Source organism: Micromonospora sp. LOL_014, assembly GCF_048060245.1.
Taxonomy (GTDB): domain Bacteria; phylum Actinomycetota; class Actinomycetes; order Mycobacteriales; family Micromonosporaceae; genus Micromonospora_E.
In genome coordinates, this window is record NZ_JBHMIP010000005.1 from 39,510 (window position 1) to 59,428 (window position 19,919).

The following is a 19,919-nucleotide window of genomic DNA, read 5'->3' on the forward strand; positions in this document are numbered from 1 at the left end:
GTCAGCTCCTTCCTCCGGCGACCCGGTCGCCGGCGGCACCCGGTGCGGTGGCGTCAGCGGCGGCGAGCTCGCCCGGCGGGGTGTCGTCCACCTCGACGTCCGGCTCGGCGGACCGCGCGATCTGCCGGTCGACCTCGGCACCGAGGCTGCGCAGGATGTCCAGGACCAGACCCACCACGATCAGGTAGACGCCCACGTCGAAGAAGAGCGAGGTGACCAGGTGGACGTCGCCGATCACCGGCAAATGCAGGTCCACGATGGCGCTCTGCAGCACGTCGGCGCCGACCAGGATCGGACTCAGCCCGGCGCCGATCGCCAGGAACAGACCGACGCCGAGCACCAGCCCGGCGTCCACCGGTGCCGCCTCGTTGAGTTCGTGGCGGCCACCGGCGAGATAGCGCACCGCCAGCGCCAGCCCGGCCACCAGCCCGCCGGCGAACCCGCCACCGGGCGCGTTGTGGCCGGAGAAGAGCAGGAATATCGAGTAGACCAGGATGGCGTGGAACAGCAGCCGGGTGACCACCTCGAAGATGATCGACCGGCCCCGCGGGGTCTGGGTCGCGCCGCCCCGCAGCCAGATCCGTTGGCGCCGGGACCGGGCCGGCGGGGACGGGCCGCCCGGCCGGTTACCGTGGCCGGCTGCGGTCGCGGCGCCGACCCGGCGGGGACCCGGCCCGGTACGCGGCCGCAGGAACACCAGGCTCGCCACGCCGGTCGCCGTGACGACCAGCACCGAGATCTCCCCCATGGTGTCCCAGGCCCGGATGTCGACCAGCGTCACGTTCACCACGTTGCGCCCGCCGCCGTACTCCACCGCCTGTTCGGGGTAGGCCGCTGAGACGGGTGCCGCGTCCCGGTTGCCGACCGCCGCCATCGCCATGCCGGACATCACCACGCCGACGACGACACCGAGGGCGATCCGCGCGTACCGGCTGGAACGCAGTGGACGTTCCGAAAAGTAGATCGGCAGCCGACGAACCACCAGGACGAACACCACGATGGTGATCGTCTCGACGAGGAACTGGGTGAGCGCCAGGTCGGGTGCGCCGTGCAGGACGAACATCAACGCGGTGCAGTAACCGGTCACTCCGGCCAGGATGACTGCCTTCAGTCGGCGTTGCGCCCGGACCGTGGCGATCGCGGCGACCACCAGGACCGCTGCCACCGCGATCTGCACCGGCGTGTCGTACCAGCGCCACTGCCCGGTCCACGGCCGGGTCACCAGCAGCGCTCCACCGGGCACGGTGACCAGCACCAGCAGGATGATGCCGAGGTACTGCGGCAGCGACCCGCGCTGGGTGGCGCCGGTGACCTCCACCGAGATCCGGTCCAGCAGGTGGGTCGCCTGGGCGTAGCTGGTCGCCCCGTCGGTCGGAGCACGCAGCCGCCGCTGCACGGCGGCCACCCGGTCCCGGGCCAGGAACAGCGCGGCACCGCCGACGAGCGCGACCAGGGACAGCCCCAGCGCGGGGGTGAACCCGTGCCACAGCGCCAGGTGGTAGTCGCCCGGACCGAACAGCCCGGCGTACGGGGTGAGCACCGTGTCGACGACGCCGGCCGCCGGCCCGAGCAGCAGACCGAGCAGCGCCAGTACGCCGACCGGCAGCACGAACACCGGGCCGACCGACACGGCGGCAGTCGGCTCCCGACCGGGCTTGCCGACGAACGCGCCCCAGATGAACCGGGCACTGTACGCGGTGGTGAACACCGAGCCGAGGACGATCAGCGCCAACACGACCGGGTCCGGTGCGAACGCCTCCAGGACCGCCTCCTTGCCGACGAAGCCGAGCAGCGGAGGCACCCCGGCCATCGACGCGGCGGCGAGCGTAGCGGCCACGGCGACCGCCGGCATCCGGCGGCCCAGCCCGCTCAGCTCGGTGAGGTCGCGGGTGCCGGCGCACCGGTCGACGATGCCGACCACCAGGAACAGGGTCGCCTTGAACAGGGCGTGGGCGAGCAGCATCGTCGCCCCGGCCAACGCCGGGCCGCGTTCGCCCGTGCCGGTCACCACCACCAGCAGACCGAGCTGGCTCACGGTCCCGTACGCCAGCAGCAGCTTAAGGTCGGTCTGGCGCAGCGCCGCCCAGCCGCCGGCCAGCATGGTGGCGGTGCCGGTGGTGACGATCAACCAGTACCACCAGGGGTTGCCCGCGTACGCCGGTGACAGCAGGGCCACCAGGTAGATGCCGGCCTTCACCATGGCGGCGGCGTGCAGGTAGGCGCTGACCGGGGTGGGCGCGGCCATCGCCGAGGGCAGCCAGAAGCTGAACGGGAAGATCGCCGACTTGGCCAGCGCACCGACGAGGACCAGCACCAGCGCGACGGCCAGGTAGCCGCCCCCCGGCGGTGGGCTGGCCGCGATCTGCGACCAGCGGTAGGTGCCGGCCTGCTCACCGAGCATGATGAACCCGACGAGCATCGCCAGGCCGCCCAGGGTGGTCACGATCAGCGCCTGGGCGGCGGCCCGGCGGCTGGCCCGTTTCTCCGTATGGTGGCCGATCAACAGGTAGGAGAAGACGGTGGTCAGCTCCCAGAAGACGTAGAGCAGGATCAGGTCGTCGGCGAGGACCAGACCGAGCATGGCTCCGGCGAATCCGACGAAGTTCGCGGTGAACCGGCCGAGGCCGGGCTCACCCGACGCGAAGTAGCGGGCGCAGTAGATCAGGACCAGGGCTCCGACGCCGCCGACCAGCAGCACCATGAGCCAGGACAAGGTGCCGACCCGAAGCGTCAGGTCGAGGCCGAGCTGCGGCACCCACCGGTACGTCTCGTCGAGCGTGGCACCGTCGCGTACCGCACCGGTGTTGGCCAGTGCCCAGCCGGCGGCGGCGCCGGGCGCGGCGGCCAGCAGGTAGCAGGCACGCGGACCCCACCAGCGGACCAGCACCGGCGCCACGAGCGCCGTCACCAGGTGGACGATGAGCAATACCAGCACGGATGGCTCCAGGTAGGTATCGTCGCGGGCCCACGCGTCGGCATGGGTCCGTTGCCGGGCTTGCCCGCCCAGCGGGAGAGGAACGCCGGACGGCGCGTCGCGGCCGTAGCGGAGGGGTGACGTGGAAGTGGCGAAGGCTCGGGACGTCCGGCCCCGGACTCCGCCGGTTCGGTGGCCCGGTTCAGTCGAGAATGGGCAGGTGTGCGGCCGCAGTGGTCAGCTGCGCCGCCAGCTGGTCGGGTGGTGCCCGGCTGGAGCAGGGCCGGGTGCCGCGGCGCAGGAGCGGACCGGCGGCCGACGACCGGGCCGCCTGGCCGGTGACGGATGGCGCGGCGGACCAGGTTGGCGTGGTGACGGCACCGGTCGGAGTGCCGTGGTCGTCACCGGCTGGGCCGGGCCGGGCCGACACGCTCTGCTGCTGCCGGTGGTCGGCGTCGTCGACGCAGTTGCGACCACCGGGCGAGACGGTCTGGTGCAGCAGCGCGGCTCCGATGGAGGCCGGCCCGGCGGCGACGGCGACGGCCGGTACGGCGACCGAGGCGGCGCCGTGCACGGCGGTGACGGTGAGCAGGACGAGTAGAACGACGGCGATCCTGCGCGGAGCCGGGAGGTGGCGCAGCTGTGCCATCCGTGCCCCCCTCCGCTGTCGATCCCCGCCAGCCTACCGGTCTCCCGGTGCCGGCCGCCTGACTGGCCGGCCCGCCGGGCGGTGGCCGGGCCTGGACGTCGCCGGTTCCCGGAGCTTGGATGGTAAGCGATCAAAGCAGATTCGGTGATTACCGTACGGTTACCGTCATGTGCCGGCTGGTTCGGTGGGAGCCGTTGCCGTCGCCGTCGCGGCGGGCATCGCCGGACTGGCCGGCGTCGCGGGTCCGGCGGGTGCGGGCACGTCGGCGAGCGGCAGCAGACCTCGTCGGCTGACCAGCAGCATGTGGTAGTGCACGGTGGCGCGGACCCGCGCCCGGTCGGCGGCGCTCGCCGATCCGCTGTCGACGACCAGGGCCCGCAGGGTGTCGGCGAACCGGTCCACCGCCGCCGGGTCGAGCCGGTGGTGCCGCAGCCGCAGCAGGGCCACCAGGCCGTCCACCTTCCGGAGTAGAACCTCCGTGTCGTGGTGGAGGCCGCGCTCGACAACGGGCATGGAGGTACTCCTTGAGAGATCGGACGATGACGGAAAGTTACTCCATAACTACTAAGTCGGGCAAGCCAGACCTGCCGGTTCCACTCGAATTTGTGGATCCGGTCGCCCGGGCGGCCCAGCTTCGTCGTACCCGGCGGGCAGGATGGTTCACGCAGGCAGCCGGATGTACCGATGGAGGGACCAGCGATGACCGCGGTGTTGGAGCGCTTCGGGGCGGCCACCCGGGAGTGGTTCTCCGCCGCCTTCGCCGCCCCGACCGCCGCGCAGACCGGCGCGTGGGAGGCGATCAGCGACGGCCGGCACGCCCTGGTGGTCGCACCCACCGGATCCGGCAAGACCCTCGCCGCGTTCCTCTGGTCGCTGGACCAGCTGACCCGCTCGCCCGCTCCCGACGATCCGCGGCTGCGGTGCCGGGTGCTCTACCTGAGCCCGCTCAAGGCACTCGCGGTCGACGTCGACCGCAACCTGCGTACCCCGCTGGTCGGCATCGGCCAGGCCGCCGCCCGCATCGGTGCCCCGGCGCCGCAGGTGACCGTCGGTATCCGCACCGGCGACACCCCGGCCGATCAGCGACGCGCCTTCCTCCGGCAACCGCCGGACATCCTCATCACCACTCCCGAGTCGCTGTTCCTGCTGCTCACCTCGGCCGCCCGGGAGTCGCTGCGCGGCGTGCGTACGGTCATCGTCGACGAGGTGCACGCGGTCGCCGGCACCAAACGCGGCGCGCACCTGGCGTTGTCGCTGGAGCGGTTGGACGCGCTGCTGCCGGCACCCGCCCAGCGGATCGGCCTGTCCGCCACGGTCCGGCCGATCGAGGAGACCGCCGAGTTCCTCGGTGGCCGTCAGCCCGTGCAGATGGTCGCCCCGGCCACGACCAAGACCATCGATGTCAGCGTCCAGGTGCCGGTGCCGGATCTCGACCAGCTGGACGAACGCGAGACGGCGCAAGAGGACCCCGATGGTCCGCCGCCGGCCGGCCGGTCGATCTGGCCGGCCGTCGAGGAACGCGTCTTCGACCTGATCCGGCGGCACCGGTCGACCATTGTGTTCACCAACTCCCGGCGCTCGGCGGAACGGCTCTGCGCCCGGCTCAACGAACTCGCCGCAGACCGGGCGGACGACACGGACCAGCGGTCCGGACCGCCCCGCGCCGACAGCAGCGGCAGCGACCGGCGGTCCGGCACCTGGATGCCGGCGGAGGTCATGGCCCAGTCGGACACCGCACACGGCGCCCCGGCCGTGATCGCCCGCGCCCACCACGGCAGCGTGTCGCGCTCCGAACGGCAGCAGATCGAAGAGGCGTTGAAGTCCGGCCAACTGCCGGCGGTGATCGCCACCTCCAGCCTGGAGCTCGGCATCGACATGGGTGCGGTCGACCTTGTCGTACAGATCGAGGCACCGCCGAGCGTCGCCGCCGGCCTGCAGCGGATCGGCCGGGCCGGGCACCAGGTGGGCGCGCTGTCGCACGGGGTGATTCTGCCCAAGCACCGTGGCGACCTGCTGGCCTGTGCGGTGGTCAGCGAGCGGATGGCCAACGGCGCGATCGAGCAGTTGCGGTACCCGCGCAACCCGCTCGATGTACTCGCCCAGCAGATCGTCGCGATGGTGTCGCTCGATCCCTGGCCGGTCGACGCGTTGGCGACGCTGGTGCGCGGCGCGGCCCCGTACGCCGAGCTGCCCGACTCGGCGCTGCACGCGGTGCTGGACATGCTCTCCGGCCGGTATCCATCGACCGCGTTCGCCGAGCTGCGGCCCCGGCTGCTCTGGGACCGCGACGCCGACCTGCTCACCGGGCGGCCGGGCGCGCAGCGGCTGGCCGTCACCAGTGGCGGCACGATCCCGGATCGCGGCCTGTTCGGCGTCTTCCTGGCCGGGGCCGAACGGCCGGTACGGGTCGGCGAGCTCGACGAGGAGATGGTTTACGAGTCCCGGGCCGGCGACGTCTTCCTTCTCGGTGCGACGTCGTGGCGGATCGAGGAGATCACCCCGGACCGGGTGCTGGTCACCCCCGCCCCGGGCCAGGCTGCCCGGATGCCGTTCTGGAAAGGCGACCAACCTGGTCGCCCGGTCGAGCTGGGCCGGGCGCTGGGCGCCCGGCTGCGCCAGGTCAGCCGACAGGACCCGACCGCCGCCCGCGCCGGGCTGTTGTCGTCCGGTCTGGATGACTGGGCCGCCGACAACCTGCTGCGCTACCTCGACGACCAGCGCACCGCCGTCCGGAGCCTGCCGGACGACCGGACGGTCGTCGTCGAACGGTTCCACGACGAGCTCGGCGACTGGCGCCTGGTCGTGCACAGCGTCTTCGGTGCCCAGGTCAACGCCCCGTGGGCACTTGCGATCGGGCACCGGATCAGCGAGCGGTACGGCGTCGACGCCCAGGTGCTGCCCGCCGACGACGGTATCGTCATCCGGCTACCCGAGATGGCCGACACCCCACCCGGCGCCGACCTGGTCGCCTTCGACAGCGACGAGATGAGCCAGCTCGTCGAAACAGCCGTCGGCGGGTCGGCCCTGTTCGCCGCCCGGTTCCGGGAATGCGCCGCCCGGGCGCTGCTGCTGCCCCGCCGGGATCCGCGACGCCGGCAGCCGCTGTGGCAGCAGCGGCAACGCGCCGCCCAACTGCTCGACGTGGCGCGCGAGTTCACCGACTTCCCGATCACCCTGGAGGCGGCGCGGGAATGCCTGCGCGACGTCTTCGACATGCCGGCATTGGCCGGGCTGATGGGTGACCTGGTGGCACGGCGACTGCGGCTGGTGGAGGTCGAGACACCCCGACCGTCGCCGTTCGCCCGGTCCCTGTTGTTCGGCTACGTCGGAGCGTTCCTCTACGAAGGGGACCTGCCGCTGGCCGAGCGCCGGGCCGCCGCGCTGAGCCTCGATTCGACGTTGCTCGGCGAGCTGCTCGGCCGGGTCGAGCTGCGGGAGCTGCTCGACCCGGCGGTGCTCGACGAGACCCACCGCCAGCTGCAGTGGCTGGACGGACACCGCCGGGTACGCGACGCCGAGGACCTGGCCGAGCTGCTGCGGGTCGTCGGCGACCTGTCCGACGCCGAGTTGCGGGCCCGGCAGATCGACCCGGGCTGGCCGGCCGAGCTGTCCCAGGCCCGGCGCGCGCTGCGGGTGCGGATCGCCGGGCAGGAGCGGTGGATCGCGGTGGAGGACGCCAGCCGGATGCGCGACGCGCTCGGTGTCGCGCTGCCGGTCGGCGTCGCCGCGGCGTACCTCGCCCCGGTGGCCGACCCGCTCGGCGACCTGGTCGCCCGCTACGCCCGTACCCGGGGGCCGTTCGACACCGCCGGGTGCGCCGCCCGGTTTGGGTTGGGTGCCTTCGTCGTCGAACAGACCCTGCGGCGGATCGCCGCGACCGGGCGGATCGTGGCCGGCGAGTTCACTCCCGAGCGGGCCGGCACCGAGTGGTGCGACGCCGACGTGCTGCGGCTGCTGCGGCGCCGATCGCTCGCGGCGCTGCGCCGCGAGATCGAGCCGGTGCCGGCCACCGCCCTGGTCCGGTTCCTCCCCCGGTGGCAGCAGGTCGCCGACCCGGGTCGTGGGGTGGACGGCGTGGCGGCCGCCGTCGAGCAACTGCAGGGGGCGGTCCTGCCGGCCGCAGCGGTGGAACGCCTGATCCTGCCGGCCCGGGTGGCCGACTACTCCCCCGCGCAGCTGGACGAGCTCTGTGCCTCCGGCGAGGTCACCTGGTCCGGTGCCGGCGCGGTCGGCGCCGGTGACGGCTGGATCCGGTTGGTGTTCACGGAGACCGCGCCGCTGCTGCTACCGCCGCCGGACCCGGCGCTCACGCTGACCCCGGTGCACGAGGCGGTGCTCGCCGCCCTCGCCGACCAGCAGGCGCTGTTCTTCCGGCAACTGGCCGACCGGGTCGACGCGGCGCTCGCCGACACCACTGGCGTCGCGCCCGCCGGCAACGCCGATCCGGCCGGGCGGATCGAGACGGCGATCTGGGATCTGGTGTGGGCCGGCTGGCTGACCAACGACACACTGGCTCCACTGCGGGCCGTACTCGGCCCACACTCGAGACAACGGGTCCGCACCGCCGCCGGGCCACGGGGTCGGGCCCGGCGGGTCGGTCAGGAGTTCGTCGCCCGTACCGCCGCACCGCAGCTGGCCGGCCGGTGGTCACTGCTGCCACCCCGAGACCCCGATCCGACCCGGCGGGCGGCGCTCGCCGCCGACGTGCTGCTCGAACGGCATGGGGTGGTGACCCGGGGGGCGGTCGCCGCCGAGGGGCAGCCAGGTGGCTTCGCCGCCGTGTACCCGGTGCTGGCCGCGTTGGAGGAACGCGGCGCGGCCCGCCGGGGCTACTTCGTCGACGGGCTCGGTGCGGCCCAGTTCGCCGTACCCGGTGCGGTGGACCGGCTGCGGGAACTCGCCAATTCCGATCCGGCGCACCGCCGGCAGCCCGAGGCGGTGGTGCTGGCGGCAGCCGATCCGGCGAACCCGTACGGTGCGGCACTGCCCTGGCCGGAGCGACCGGTGGACAGCGCCGACGAGTCGGCGGCGGGGCACCGACCCGGGCGCAAGGCCGGGGCGCTGGTGGTCCTGGTCGACGCGGAGGCGGCGCTCTACGTCGAACGCGGCGGTCGCAGTCTGCTCTGCTTCACTCAGGACGGACAACGGCTCGAGGCGGCGGCCCGGGCGCTAGCCGACGCGGTGAGCTCCGGGGCACTCGGCACCATCTCGGTCGAACGCGCCGACGGGGAGCGGGTACACAGCTCCCCGCTGCGGACGGCGCTGGCCGCCGCCGGCTTCCGGGCCACCCCACGTGGACTGCGGCTACGCGGCTGATCGTAAACGTCGGGCCGGGCACCGCCGGCACGGGCGGGGTACGCCGGATGTACCCCGCCGTCGGCGGTGCGCTGCCGACGGACCGCCGACGGGGTACCTCAGGCACATGCCCGAAACGTTCCTGTGGAAGGCTTAGCGGGTGGTCCCGTACTCCGTCGACAGATGCCCCTGCTGTGGCTACCGGACCGGATGCACCACCTGCCCCGTCTGCTTCTGGACCGACGACGGCCAGGGCGATGACGACGCTGAGGTGGTGCGCGGCGGGCCGAACGGCGACTTGAGCCTGTCCCATGCCCGGCTCAACTTCGCAATCTACGGTGCCAGCCATCTGCGGTACGCCGACATCGTCCGGCCCCCGCGTCCTGACGAGTCTCCGTAGCGATTCCAGTGATCCGCCGGGTGAGGAATGGGCCGATACTCTGCTACGGTGTCGGCACTCTGTTACCGCGGCGCCACAAACCGCACTCCTGCCGTGGTATGTCAAGCGGCCAGATTCGCACTGGGTGAAAACCCCCGGTGACCTCGATGTTGAACCGCCGGCATCAGCCGAACGGACGATGCCGGCGAGTTGAGTCAGATTAGCCACAGGAAATGATTGAACGTTTCTTTCTTTCTGCGGATTCCAAGCCGGCGGCATTGACGCGGGGGCGGTATTCGACATAACGTTCTGATCGATCACCAACCGCTCTGTCGACCCCACTCGGAGGTTGAGACACTATGGCCCGGGCACGATCTGCGGCACACACCCCACGCCGGCTGACAGTGGTCCTGGTGGGTCTCGTCGCCGGGCTGCTCGCACTGCCCGGCGTCGCGCTCGCCCAGCCCTCAGGGGCGACCCAGCTCGCCGCCACCGACATCCAGCTACTCAACGGGGTCCGGCTCGCCGGGCTGTGGGAGATTCCCGCCGGTCAGCTGGCGGCGGAAAAGGGCAGCACGCAACGGGTCCGCGAGGTCGGCGCCGCGATCGCCGAGCAGCATATCGAGCTCGACCTGCTGGTGGTCGAGGCGGCGAACCAGCTGGGCGTGGAGCTGCCCACCGACCCGACCCCCACCCAGCAGGGTTGGGTCAACGAGATGAAGATCTCGGAGGGCGCCCGGTTCGACCGGATCTTCGTCGAACGGCTCCGCGCCGCCCACGGCAACATCTTCCCAGTCATCGGTGCGGTCCGGGCGAGCACCCGCAACGACGTCGTCCGCCAGCTCGCGCAGGACGCCAACGGCTTCGTCCAGACCCACATGTCGCTGCTGGAGAGCACCGGTCTGGTGCGGTACGGCGAGCTCCCCCCGGTGGCCGTGCCGGCACCTGTTGACGACAGCCTCATCGCTGCGGTCCAGGCCAACGCCGAGCTCAGCAACGGCGTCAACTCGACGACGATCTGGGTGGTGCTGATTGGCGCGCTGGCGCTCGGCACCGCTGCCACCTTCGCCGTGTTCCGACGACGCTACTAGAAGTTATCGTCACCCGACTGCCCGGGCCGACTATCCGGCCCGGGCAGTCGGCTATCCGGCCGACTATCCGACCCGGGGCAGTCGGCGCGATCCGGCCCGCCCGGTCACGACCTGCGGCAGGATTGTGGTCGTGCCTGAAGGCGACACCGTCTGGAACACCGCTTACCGGCTGCGGGAAGTGCTGGCCGGCCGGCTTCTCACCGGCAGCGACTTCCGGATCCCCCGGCTCGCGACCACCGACCTGTCCGGCTGGGCCGTGCTGGGCTGCGTGAGCCGTGGCAAGCACCTGCTGCTGCGGCTCGCGGCACCCGACGACCGGCGGTACACCCTGCACTCTCATCTGCGGATGGACGGCAGTTGGCGGACCTACCGGGTCGGGCAGCGCTGGGCGGCCCGGCCGGCACACCTGATCCGTGTGGTGCTGCGCACCGGTGAATCCGTCGCCGTCGGCTACCACCTGCACGAGCTGATGCTGATGGCGACGGAACGGGAGCCGGAACTCACCGCCGGGCTGGGGCCGGATCTGCTCGGTGCCGACTGGGACGCGACCGAAGCGGTCCGCCGGCTCGCCGCTCGGCCCGATACGCCTGTCGCCGAGGCGCTGCTCGACCAGCGCAATCTCGCCGGGATAGGCAATGTCTACGCCTGCGAGTTGCTGTTCCTGCGTGGTGTCGCGCCCGGTACGCCGGTCCGCGAGGTGCCGGACCTGGCCGCCGTCGTCGACCTGGCACGCCGGCTGCTGGTCGCCAACCGGGGGCGGGCCAGCCGCAGCATCACCGGCCTGCCCGGGGAGGCCACCTACGTGTACGGCCGCTGGCGGCGGCCGTGCCGGCGCTGCGGTACGGCGGTGCGACGCACCGAGTCGGCGGGGCGGGTCACCTACTGGTGCCCGACGTGCCAGCCGGGTCCGGTGGCTGGCGCAGCTCCGCCAGCCCGGCGGCAACCCCCCGCAGCAGATCACCGGCCTCGGTGAGCCGGCTCACCGACGGGTGCTGCCCGATCGCCCGACCGTCCTCGGCGACGTAGTTGGCGGCGGCCGCGACCAGGCCTTCGTAGGCGATGGTGCCGGCTTCCAGCTGCTCGACGAGCACCCGGTGCGAGTTGGCCAACCCGGCGTCGGCCGGAGCCAGCCGTACCGCTTTCTCCACGCTGGCCACTCGGTACGCCAGGTCGCGCAGGGACTGCTCGGCCACTGCGGCTTCGAGCTGGGCGGACTCGCCCGGCCCGGTCAGCCGCGGCACCAGCCCGGCGAGGGTACGCGCGGCCCGGTCCAGCCGGGTCCAGACGCCCGCCGCCGCCGTTCCGCGCAACTCCAGCAGCGCCTGCTGTCGGCGTACCTCGCCGACGGCGGCCCGGCCGAGCGGAATCCGCTCGACGGTGGCGACCAGCTTTAGCCGGGCCTGTTCGGCGGCGATGGCCGGATCCGGCTCGGGGGGCGGCGGTTGCCCGGCCAGCGCCCGCAGATCGGACCAGCGCCAGAAGGCCAACGCCGTGCTGGCACCGGCCGCCGCCGCCCACACCGCGTCGACCGGGCTGACCCCCGCGTACGGCAGCAGGACCGCCGCCGCGCCACCGAAGCCGCCAGCAAGCACGGTCCACCGGCGGGCGCCCCGACGCAGGCGACGCAGCCTGCGGAAGTAACGGGCCCGTGGATCCACCACCGTTGCTCCTTCCCTCCCCCTCGGACGAAGCCGGCCGGAGACGCCACCACCCCGGCCCGGGTTGCCTACGGCACCGGCTGAACCGGGTCGGTCACCGGGCGCCCGGCCCGATGGTCAGCCGGCGGCGGAGGCGTCACCGGTGTTCTTGTCCTTCGCCATCGAGGCACGGAGCTGGTCGAGGCGGGCGACACTGGCGGTGTCCGCGCCTGCCGTACTGTCCACACCGGCCGGGGCCTGCTCGACCGCCGGCCCTGGCGGTGCCCCGGCAAGCTTCTCTCCTGCCATGCTGGCCCTGATCTGATCGAGCCGCGACGAACCGGCCATGTCGAGGGTGGACTTCTGCACCTCGAGCATCCGCCCCTCGACAGAGTTGCCAGCCAGCTCGGCCCGGCCCATCGCGGTGGCGTAGCGCTGCTCGATCTTGTCCCGCACCTCATCGAGCGACGGCGTGTTCTTCGGCGCGGCGAGCGCCGACATCGACTCCAGCGACGAGGCCACGGTCTCCTGCATCTTGGCCTGTTCAAGCTGGCTCAGCAGTTTGGTCCGCTCGGCCAGCTTCTGCTGCAGAATCATCTGATTGTTCTCCACCGCCTGACGGGCCTGGGCGGCGGCGGCCAACGACTGGTCGTGCAGGGTCTTGAGGTCCTCCATCGACTGCTCGCCGGAGACCAGCTGGGTGGCGAGAGTCTGGGCGGTCTGCTCGTACTTGTTCGCCTCCGCCTCGTCGCCCTCGGCACGGGCCTTGTCGGCCAGCACCAGCGCCTGCCGGGCCATCCCCTGCAGTCGCTCGACCTCGCTCATCTGCCGGGAGAGCTTCATTTCCAGCTGTCGCTGGTTGCCGATCACCGCAGCGGCCTGCTGAACCAGTGCCTGGTGCTGGCGCTGGGCGTCCTCGATCGCCTGCTGGATCTGCACCTTGGGGTCGGCGTGCTCATCTATCTTGGCGCCGAACAGCGCCATCAGGTAGCGCCAACCCTTGACGAACGGGTTCGCCATCTCTGCGGTATCCCCTCACTAGCGGCGCGAACGGTCAGGCGGTCACGGCGGCCCGACCCGGGCGGTACGGTGCGCCGGCACCCCTACCATCGTCCCAGGCCGTCGCCACCGCTTAGGCCGCCGTCGGTGGGATCCGGCAGGGTGGGCCGGTTGAGGGTCAACCTTAGTGTCCCGGATCCAGCGGTGGCGAGCCCAGGATCCGGCAGCACCCTGCCGCTCGATCGGCCGCGGCTCAGGCGGCGCAGACGACGTCACGGTCCCGACCGCCGGTGTTCGACACCCGCCGGGAGGCCCGCAGCGTCGTCTTGAGCGGCGAGTCGCTGCGGACCGAGACGGTCACCCCGTCCTCGGTGGCGACCTGGTGCACCGAAGCGTCGCCTCGCTCGGCCGTCCCGACAGCGCCGTCCGAGGCGGAGCGCAGAACCTCGCTGTGGCTCGGCCGCTCCTCCAGGGCCCGCTCGGGCGACGCGACGGGCGACGTCGGGGACTGCTCGGGAAACGGAACCAGCAGGCCCTGCCGCTGCTCGGCGACGGCGACGGTGTGGCTCACGTCACGCAGCAGCTCGGACAGCTGAGCACCCAACGCGTCGCAGATCGCAGCGAGCAGCTCACTCGAGGCTTCCTTCTGGCCGCGCTCGACCTCGGAGAGGTAGCCGAGGCTGACGTTCGCGGCGGTGGAGACCTCGCGCAGAGTCCGGCGCTGACCCTGCCGGCGGGCACGCAGCGCGTCACCGATAACGCGGCGTAGCAGGACCATCGCACCTCCCCCTGTCCGGGACCGGCCGGCGAGTGCCGGAGGCTTCCCGCAACCTTATCCGTTCGTCACCCGATCGACACCCCACCCGAGAGCACGAATCGGGACCGACAGGGCGATCAGAGTCAGATGTCAGTTATATCCGCTCGGCGTCCCGGGTGTCCCCCGCTCAGGGCCGCGTGGCGTGCAGTTGCGTCGTCAGCAGCCGCAGGGCAGCGGTCACGCTCGACCTGCGTACCGCATCTCGACCACCACCGAGGTCCAACCGCCGGACCTGGTGCACGCCAGCCGGACCGGCCAGGGCGACGTAGACCCGCCCGACCGGCTTGCCGCCCTGCGGCTGTGGGCCGGCCACCCCGGTGGTCGCCAGCGCCCACTCGGCGGCGCACCGGATGCGGGCACCCCGGGCCATGGCGACCGCGACGTCCGGGTCGACCGGTCCGCGGTCGGCGAGCAACCGCTCCGGCACGCCGGCCAGGGTGCGCTTCAGGTCGGTGGCGTACACGACCAGCCCGCCGCGGAAGACCAGGCTCGCCCCGGCAACCTCGACCAGGGCGGACGCCAGCAAGCCACCAGTGAGCGACTCGACGACCGCCAGCGTCTCGCCCCGCTCGGCCAGGGCGTGCACGACCGCCGCCGCCGGGCTACCGCTGGCCGACCGCCCGAGGCCGAGATCGCCGCCGTCCGGCGCCGGCCGCCCGCCCGCTGGTGCGCCGGCCGGAGGCATCCGGTCCGACTCGGCCGAAGTCACCGGCCCGGCCCGGTACGGCGCAGCCGCAACGCGCGGACCAGGTAGTCCAGCCCGGTCGCCACGGTGACCAGCAGCGCAGCCGCCATGATCCACGGAGCGACCGCGGCAAGCACCGATGGCAGCGGTAGCAGGTACCAGACGATCGCCGTGATCTGCAGCGCCGTCTTCGCCTTGCCGCCCCGGCTCGCCGCGATCACCCCGTGCCGCAGCACCCAGAACCGGATCAGCGTGACCCCCCACTCACGCACCAGGATCAGCCCGGTCACCCACCAGGGCACCAGGTCGTACCAGGACAGCAGTACCAGCGCGGTGCCGGTCAGCGCCTTGTCGGCGATCGGGTCCGCGACCTTGCCGAACGACGTCACCAAGGCGTACCGGCGGGCGATCCAGCCGTCGATCAGGTCGGTCGCCGACGCGACGACGAACGTCAGGCAGGCGGCGATCCGCCAGCCCGGATGGGTCATCCCGGAGAGAACCACGAAGACCACGAAGACCGGCACCAGCACCATGCGTAGCCCGGTGAGCGCGTTGGCCGCGTTGACCACCGGCACTGCGGCGACGGCGGTACGCGGACCGGCGGAGGCGCCCGGCTCGGTCATCAGCTCACCTGACCGCGGTGGAGAGCGGCCGGTCGGCCGTACCGGACGAGAGCACGTCACTCGGCACTGCCACCAGGTCGACCCCTTCGGTCCCGGTCACCGTCGCCCGGACCAGGTCGCCGGGGCGCAGCATGGCGAGGTCGACCCCGGCTCCGGTGGCGGCGGCAGCGCCGGCCACCAGCGTCGTCGACCCGTCCACTTCCGGCGCCTGGTGCGCGGCCCGACCCTCCACCAGCCCGTCGTCGACGCTGTCGACCAGCACCTCCACCGACGTGCCGACCCGTTCCTCGGCCCGCTGCGCGCACAACTCGTCGGCCAGCGCACAGATCCGGTCGTAGCGCCGCTTCACCGTGGCGGCCCGTACCTTGTCGGGTAGTCCAGCGGCCTCGGTGCCGTCCTCGTCGCTGTAGTCGAACACCCCGATTGCGTCCAACTGGGCCGCCGACAGGAACCGGACCAGTTCGTCGACGTCCGATCGGGTCTCGCCGGGGAACCCGACGATGAAGTTGCTTCGCGCGCCGGCCTGCGGCGCCAGTGACCGGGCCGAGGCCAGCAGGTCGAGGAACCGCCCGGTGGAGCCGAAGCGCCGCATCCGGCGCAGTACCGGCTCACTGGCGTGTTGGAAGGACAGGTCGAAGTACGGTGCCACGCCGGCCGTGGTGGCGATCGTCTCGATCAGGCCCGGACGGGTCTCTGCCGGCTGCAGGTAGCTGACCCGCACCCGGACGATGCCGTCGACGGCGGCCAGCTGTGGCAGCAGCTTCTCCAACAGCCGCGGATCGCCCAGATCCTTGCCGTACGAGGTCGAGTTCTCGCTCACCAGCACGAGTTCCCGAACGTTGGTGCCGGCCAGCCACTCGGCCTCGGCCAGCAGCTCCTCGGGAATGCGGGAGACGAACGCCCCCCGGAACGCTGGGATGGCGCAGAAGGCGCACCGGCGGTCACAGCCGCTGGCCAGTTTCAGCGACGCCACCGGGCCGCTGGCCAGCCGACGCCGCAGGACCGCGCGAAGGTGCGCGGGGGTGTGCTCGTCGACCGTCGCGTGACCGGGCACGACGACACCGGAGCGTTGCCGGGAAACCGGGGTCAACGGCAGCATCGTGCGGCGGTCCCGGGGCGCGTGTGCGGGCAGCTGCTCGCCGGCCAGCACCGCCCGCAGCCGGCCGGCGATATCCGGGTAGTCGTCGAAGCCGAGGACGGCCTGCGCCTCCGGCAGGTGCTCGGCGAGTTCCCGGCCGTACCGTTCGGCCATGCAGCCGGCAGCCACCACCTTGGCCCCACCGTCCGCGGCGTCGAGCAGCGTCTGCACCGAGTCCTGCTTGGCCTTCTCGACGAAGCCGCAGGTGTTGACGAGCACCACGTCGGCACCGTCGGCGTCGGTGGTCACCTGCCAGCCGTCGGCGTCCAGCCGGGCGGCCAACTCCTCCGAGTCGACCTCGTTGCGGGCACACCCCAGGGTGAGCAGGGCGACGCGCCGGCCGGGCGGTTGGGCGGGAGGCGGGGGAAAAGCAGACACCTGACGAGGGTACCGGGCCATTAACGTACGGCGGCCGGGCGGCGCGGTGCCGGACGATCAGATCGGTCAGCCGACCGTACCAGTGCGGTCAGCTCGCCTCGACGGCCCGCAGACTCGCCAGCGCGTCCTCCAGCTCGTCCGGCTTGACCAGGACGTCGCGGGCCTTGGAACCCTCGGACGGCCCGACGATGCCCCGGGTCTCCATCAGATCCATCAACCGGCCCGCTTTGGCGAACCCGACCCGCAGTTTGCGCTGCAGCATCGAGGTCGACCCGAACTGCGAGGTCACCACCAGCTCGATCGCCTGGACCAGCAGGTCGAGGTCGTCGCCGACGTCCTCGTCAATTTTCTTCTTGTTCTCCTGGGCGGTGGTGAGCACGTCGGGGCGGAACTCCGGCTCGCGCTGCTTCTTGCAGAAGGCGACGATCTCGTCGATCTCCTTCTCACTGACCCAGGCACCCTGGATGCGCAGCGGTTTCGACGCCCCCATCGGCAGGAACAGGCCGTCGCCCCGGCCAATCAGCTTCTCGGCGCCCGGCTGGTCCAGGATGACCCGCGAGTCGGACAGCGACGACGTGGCGAAGGCCAGCCGGGACGGCACGTTCGCCTTGATGAGGCCGGTCACCACGTCCACCGACGGCCGCTGGGTGGCCAGCACCAGGTGGATGCCGGCGGCCCGGGCGAGCTGGGTGATCCGGACGACCGAGTCCTCCACGTCCCGGGGGGCGACCATCATCAGGTCGGCCAGCTCGTCGACGATCACCAGCAGGTACGGGTACGGCCGGATCTCCCGCTCGCTGCCGGGGGGAGCGGTGATCTCCCCGGCCCGTACCTTGCGGTTGTAGTCGTCGATGTGCCGGACGCCGTTCGCGGCCAGGTCGTCGTAGCGCATGTCCATCTCGCGTACCACCCACTCCAGCGACTCGGCCGCCTTCTTGGGGTTGGTCACGATCGGAGTGACCAGGTGCGGGATGCCTTCGTACCCGGTCATCTCGACCCGTTTGGGGTCGATCAGCAGCAGCCGTACCTCGTCCGGGGTGGCCCGGCTGAGGATCGAGATGAGCAGCGAGTTCAGGCAGGACGACTTGCCGGCGCCGGTCGCCCCGGCGATCAGGATATGCGGCATCTTCGCCAGGTTGGCCACCACGAAGCCGCCCTCGATGTCCTTGCCGAGCGCCACCAACATCGGGTGGTGGTCGGCGCTGGCGGCCCGGGAGCGCAGCACGTCACCGAGCGACACGTCCTCCCGGTCGGTGTTCGGGATCTCCACGCCGACCGCGCTCTTGCCCGGGATCGGGCTGAGGATCCGCACGTCCGGTGACTTCACCGCGTACGCGATGTTGCGGGAGAGCTGGGTGATCCGCTCCACCTTGACCCCGTGGCCGAGCTCCACCTCGTAGCGGGTCACCGTCGGGCCACGGGTGAACCCGGTGACCGCCGCGTCGACGTCGAACTGCTCGAACACCCCCTGCAGCGCGGCGATCACCTCGTCGTTGGCCTTGCTGCGGGTCTTCGCCGGTGGCCCGGTCCGCAGCAGTTTGGCCGGCGGCAGGCGATAATCCCCGGACAGCCCGGTGATTGCCAGCTGCTCGGCGCGGGTCGGGGTCAGGGAATGCTCCGGCGGCTCCGGCGGGGTGCGGGTGGTCGGCACCTTCGCCGCCGGCCGGCGCGGCAGCTCCATCGTCTCCTGCAGATCGAACGGCTCTGCCGGGGCACCGTCGTCACCGGCCGACGGTGCCGGCAGGGCGTCGGCCGTCCGGCTGGCCTGCCGGCGGCGCGGCGGTCGGCGGCGGGTCCGCTCGTCGCCAGCGGTGTCGCCGCCAGCGGTGTCGTCGTCACCGGCGTCGGCCGAGGTCGAACCAGACTCCGGCCCCCGCCCGGTCACCACCCCGGCGAGCAGCCCGAGCCGCTCCGGGATCCGGTTGATCGGAGTGGCGGTGACGACCAGCAGACCGAAGATCAGCAGCAGGATCAGCAGCGGTACGCCGACCCAGTAGCTGACCGTGCGCTCCAGTACTGTGCCGACGCCGAGCCCGATCAGCCCGCCGGCGTAGTCACGCTGCAGGTCGTCGTCGGGGCGTTGGCCGATGTGCAGCAGCCCCGCCGTGGCGACCAGCATCGCCGACCAGCCGACCAGCCCGCGGCCCCGGGGTTCCGGCTCCTCCGGTGGGTCACGCATCAGCCGGACCGCGCCGATCAGCAGCAGCAACGGCACGGCGACCGCGATCGCGCCGACGAACAGCCGCATCATGTCCGCGACGCGGACCCCGAACGGACCGGCCGCGCCGAACCAGATCGCCATCGAGGTGAGGATGGCCAGGCCGAGTACGAACAGCCCGGCACCGTCACGCCGGTGCTCCGGGCTCAACTCGCGCGCAGTGGCCGCCTGACGGCCGGCGGTACGCACCGCCCAGCCGACGCCGTGTGCCAGCCCCATCCAGGTGGCGCCGACCGCGCGACCGACCAGGACCGCCGGCGAGTTGCGGGCCGGGCGCCGCCGGGCCGTCGGGCGCTTGCGGGCCGGGGTCCGGGCACGACCGGTCGCGGCGCCGCGGCTGGTCGACCCGCCACGCCGCCGATTCGCCTGGGAGGTTCGGCCGGCCATAGAGTCCCACGGTAACCCCGCCGGCATACAAACCCTCGCTTTTCCGGGTCGTGTCCGAACCGCGCAGGGCGGCGCGGCTGTGCCACCATTCCGAACGGCCCCTATTGTCCCCCGGGCCACGACGACGCCGTCCGTCGCCGGACCCCCGTCCGGACATCGCCGGCCGTCCGCGCGCCGGCTCCCGACCGGAGCGCGAGGCCCGCCGTCCGACGTGCCGTACCGAAAGGACCACCGCATGCCCCCGCCGGACCCAGACCACCTGCCCGACGCGCCCTCCGGCGGTGGTGCGATGCAGGTGCTGCGGCCGCTGACCACCGCGATGATCGCCGAGACTCTCACCGCCCGTGGTTACCACTTTCAGGCCGACTCCGACGGCGACCTGGTCGGCCGGTGGAACGACAACCTGATCGTGTTCTCTCCGCTCGGGCCCAACGGCGAGGTGCTGCGGGTACGGACCATCGCGTCGACCCTGTTCACCGTGGACGACGTGCCCGCGCTGTACGCCTTCTGCAACGAGTGGAACCACGACCGGCTGTGGCCCAAGACCTTCGTCCACGTCGACGACGACGGCACCGCCCGGGTCTGCGGTGAGCTGATCACCGCGTTGGAACGTGGCGTCAGCGCCCCGCAGCTCGATCACCTGCTCGACTGCGGGATCGCCACCGGTTGCCAGGTCAGCGACGCCGTCACCGAATTGGCGGACTGATCC

General features: G+C 72.3%; 14 protein-coding genes and 2 pseudogenes. 5 read left to right on the forward strand and 11 right to left on the reverse strand.

From position 1 onward, the window contains the following. Nucleotide 1: 1 nt before the first annotated feature. From ACFHW1_RS06100 to ACFHW1_RS06110, 3 genes are all read right to left on the reverse strand, one after another. Complete coding sequence (locus tag ACFHW1_RS06100; RefSeq protein ID WP_416568152.1) at nt 2-2,935, reverse strand: Na+/H+ antiporter subunit A; 2,934 nt, start codon at nt 2,933-2,935, stop codon at nt 2-4. Between the two features lie 181 nt (nt 2,936-3,116). After that, nucleotides 3,117-3,563: a hypothetical protein gene (locus tag ACFHW1_RS06105; protein ID WP_416568151.1), complete on the reverse strand. Its 447-nt coding sequence runs from the start codon at nt 3,561-3,563 to the stop codon at nt 3,117-3,119. Between the two features lie 165 nt (nt 3,564-3,728). Further along, nucleotides 3,729-4,076, reverse strand: coding sequence for a hypothetical protein (locus ACFHW1_RS06110; protein WP_416552844.1), 348 nt, complete (start codon nt 4,074-4,076; stop codon nt 3,729-3,731). Nucleotides 4,077-4,262: 186 nt separating this feature from the next. Here ACFHW1_RS06110 and ACFHW1_RS06115 point away from each other — a divergent pair, with 186 nt between their 5' ends. The 4 genes from ACFHW1_RS06115 to ACFHW1_RS06130 all read left to right on the forward strand — a co-directional run bounded on the left by ACFHW1_RS06115 (nt 4,263) and on the right by ACFHW1_RS06130 (nt 11,301). Next, nucleotides 4,263-8,879, forward strand: a complete 4,617-nt coding sequence (locus tag ACFHW1_RS06115; RefSeq protein ID WP_416615032.1) for an ATP-dependent helicase — start codon at nt 4,263-4,265, stop codon at nt 8,877-8,879. Between the two features lie 139 nt (nt 8,880-9,018). Continuing rightward, on the forward strand, nt 9,019-9,258 hold the full coding sequence (locus ACFHW1_RS06120; RefSeq protein WP_282229947.1) for a CPCC family cysteine-rich protein: 240 nt from the start codon (nt 9,019-9,021) through the stop codon (nt 9,256-9,258). 392 nt (nt 9,259-9,650) lie between these two features. Continuing rightward, nucleotides 9,651-10,328, forward strand: a complete 678-nt coding sequence (locus ACFHW1_RS06125) for a DUF4142 domain-containing protein (protein WP_416552848.1) — start codon at nt 9,651-9,653, stop codon at nt 10,326-10,328. A gap of 130 nt (nt 10,329-10,458) precedes the next feature. Continuing rightward, entirely contained in the window at nt 10,459-11,301 is an 843-nt protein-coding gene (locus ACFHW1_RS06130) for a DNA-formamidopyrimidine glycosylase family protein (protein WP_416552850.1), read from the forward strand. On the opposite strand, the gene pspM is transcribed toward ACFHW1_RS06130, so the two are convergent. The 8 genes and pseudogenes from pspM to ACFHW1_RS06170 form a co-directional block, all read right to left on the reverse strand. Continuing rightward, nucleotides 11,204-11,989 (reverse strand): phage shock envelope stress response protein PspM, encoded by a 786-nt coding sequence (gene pspM, locus ACFHW1_RS06135; protein WP_416552852.1) that lies wholly within the window; start codon nt 11,987-11,989, stop codon nt 11,204-11,206. The two genes, ACFHW1_RS06130 and pspM, sit on opposite strands and share 98 nt — an antisense overlap. Before the next feature lie 114 nt (nt 11,990-12,103). Next, complete coding sequence (locus tag ACFHW1_RS06140) at nt 12,104-12,985, reverse strand: PspA/IM30 family protein (protein ID WP_416552854.1); 882 nt, start codon at nt 12,983-12,985, stop codon at nt 12,104-12,106. 232 nt (nt 12,986-13,217) lie between these two features. After that, on the reverse strand, nt 13,218-13,742 hold the full coding sequence (locus tag ACFHW1_RS06145; RefSeq protein ID WP_416552856.1) for a helix-turn-helix domain-containing protein: 525 nt from the start codon (nt 13,740-13,742) through the stop codon (nt 13,218-13,220). Between the two features lie 166 nt (nt 13,743-13,908). Then, entirely contained in the window at nt 13,909-14,466 is a 558-nt protein-coding gene (locus ACFHW1_RS06150) for a CinA family protein (RefSeq protein WP_416553150.1), read from the reverse strand. 20 nt (nt 14,467-14,486) lie between these two features. Next, the gene (pgsA, locus tag ACFHW1_RS06155) at nt 14,487-15,089 is read right to left on the reverse strand and encodes a CDP-diacylglycerol--glycerol-3-phosphate 3-phosphatidyltransferase (protein WP_416552858.1); all 603 of its coding nucleotides are present in this window, start codon (nt 15,087-15,089) and stop codon (nt 14,487-14,489) included. 4 nt (nt 15,090-15,093) lie between these two features. Then, nucleotides 15,094-16,626: a 30S ribosomal protein S12 methylthiotransferase RimO gene (gene rimO / locus ACFHW1_RS06160; RefSeq protein ID WP_416615034.1), complete on the reverse strand. Its 1,533-nt coding sequence runs from the start codon at nt 16,624-16,626 to the stop codon at nt 15,094-15,096. 67 nt (nt 16,627-16,693) lie between these two features. Continuing rightward, nucleotides 16,694-18,388, reverse strand: a pseudogene (locus ACFHW1_RS06165) (DNA translocase FtsK); the annotation flags it as partial. 93 nt (nt 18,389-18,481) lie between these two features. Further along, a pseudogene (locus tag ACFHW1_RS06170) lies at nt 18,482-19,210 on the reverse strand (DNA translocase FtsK 4TM domain-containing protein); the annotation flags it as partial. Nucleotides 19,211-19,445: 235 nt separating this feature from the next. Between ACFHW1_RS06170 and ACFHW1_RS06175 the strand changes: the two are divergent. After that, nucleotides 19,446-19,916 carry a YbjN domain-containing protein gene (locus tag ACFHW1_RS06175; RefSeq protein WP_416552862.1) on the forward strand — a complete coding sequence of 157 codons (471 nt, stop codon included), beginning with the start codon at nt 19,446-19,448 and terminating at the stop codon, nt 19,914-19,916. Nucleotides 19,917-19,919 lie beyond the last annotated feature (3 nt).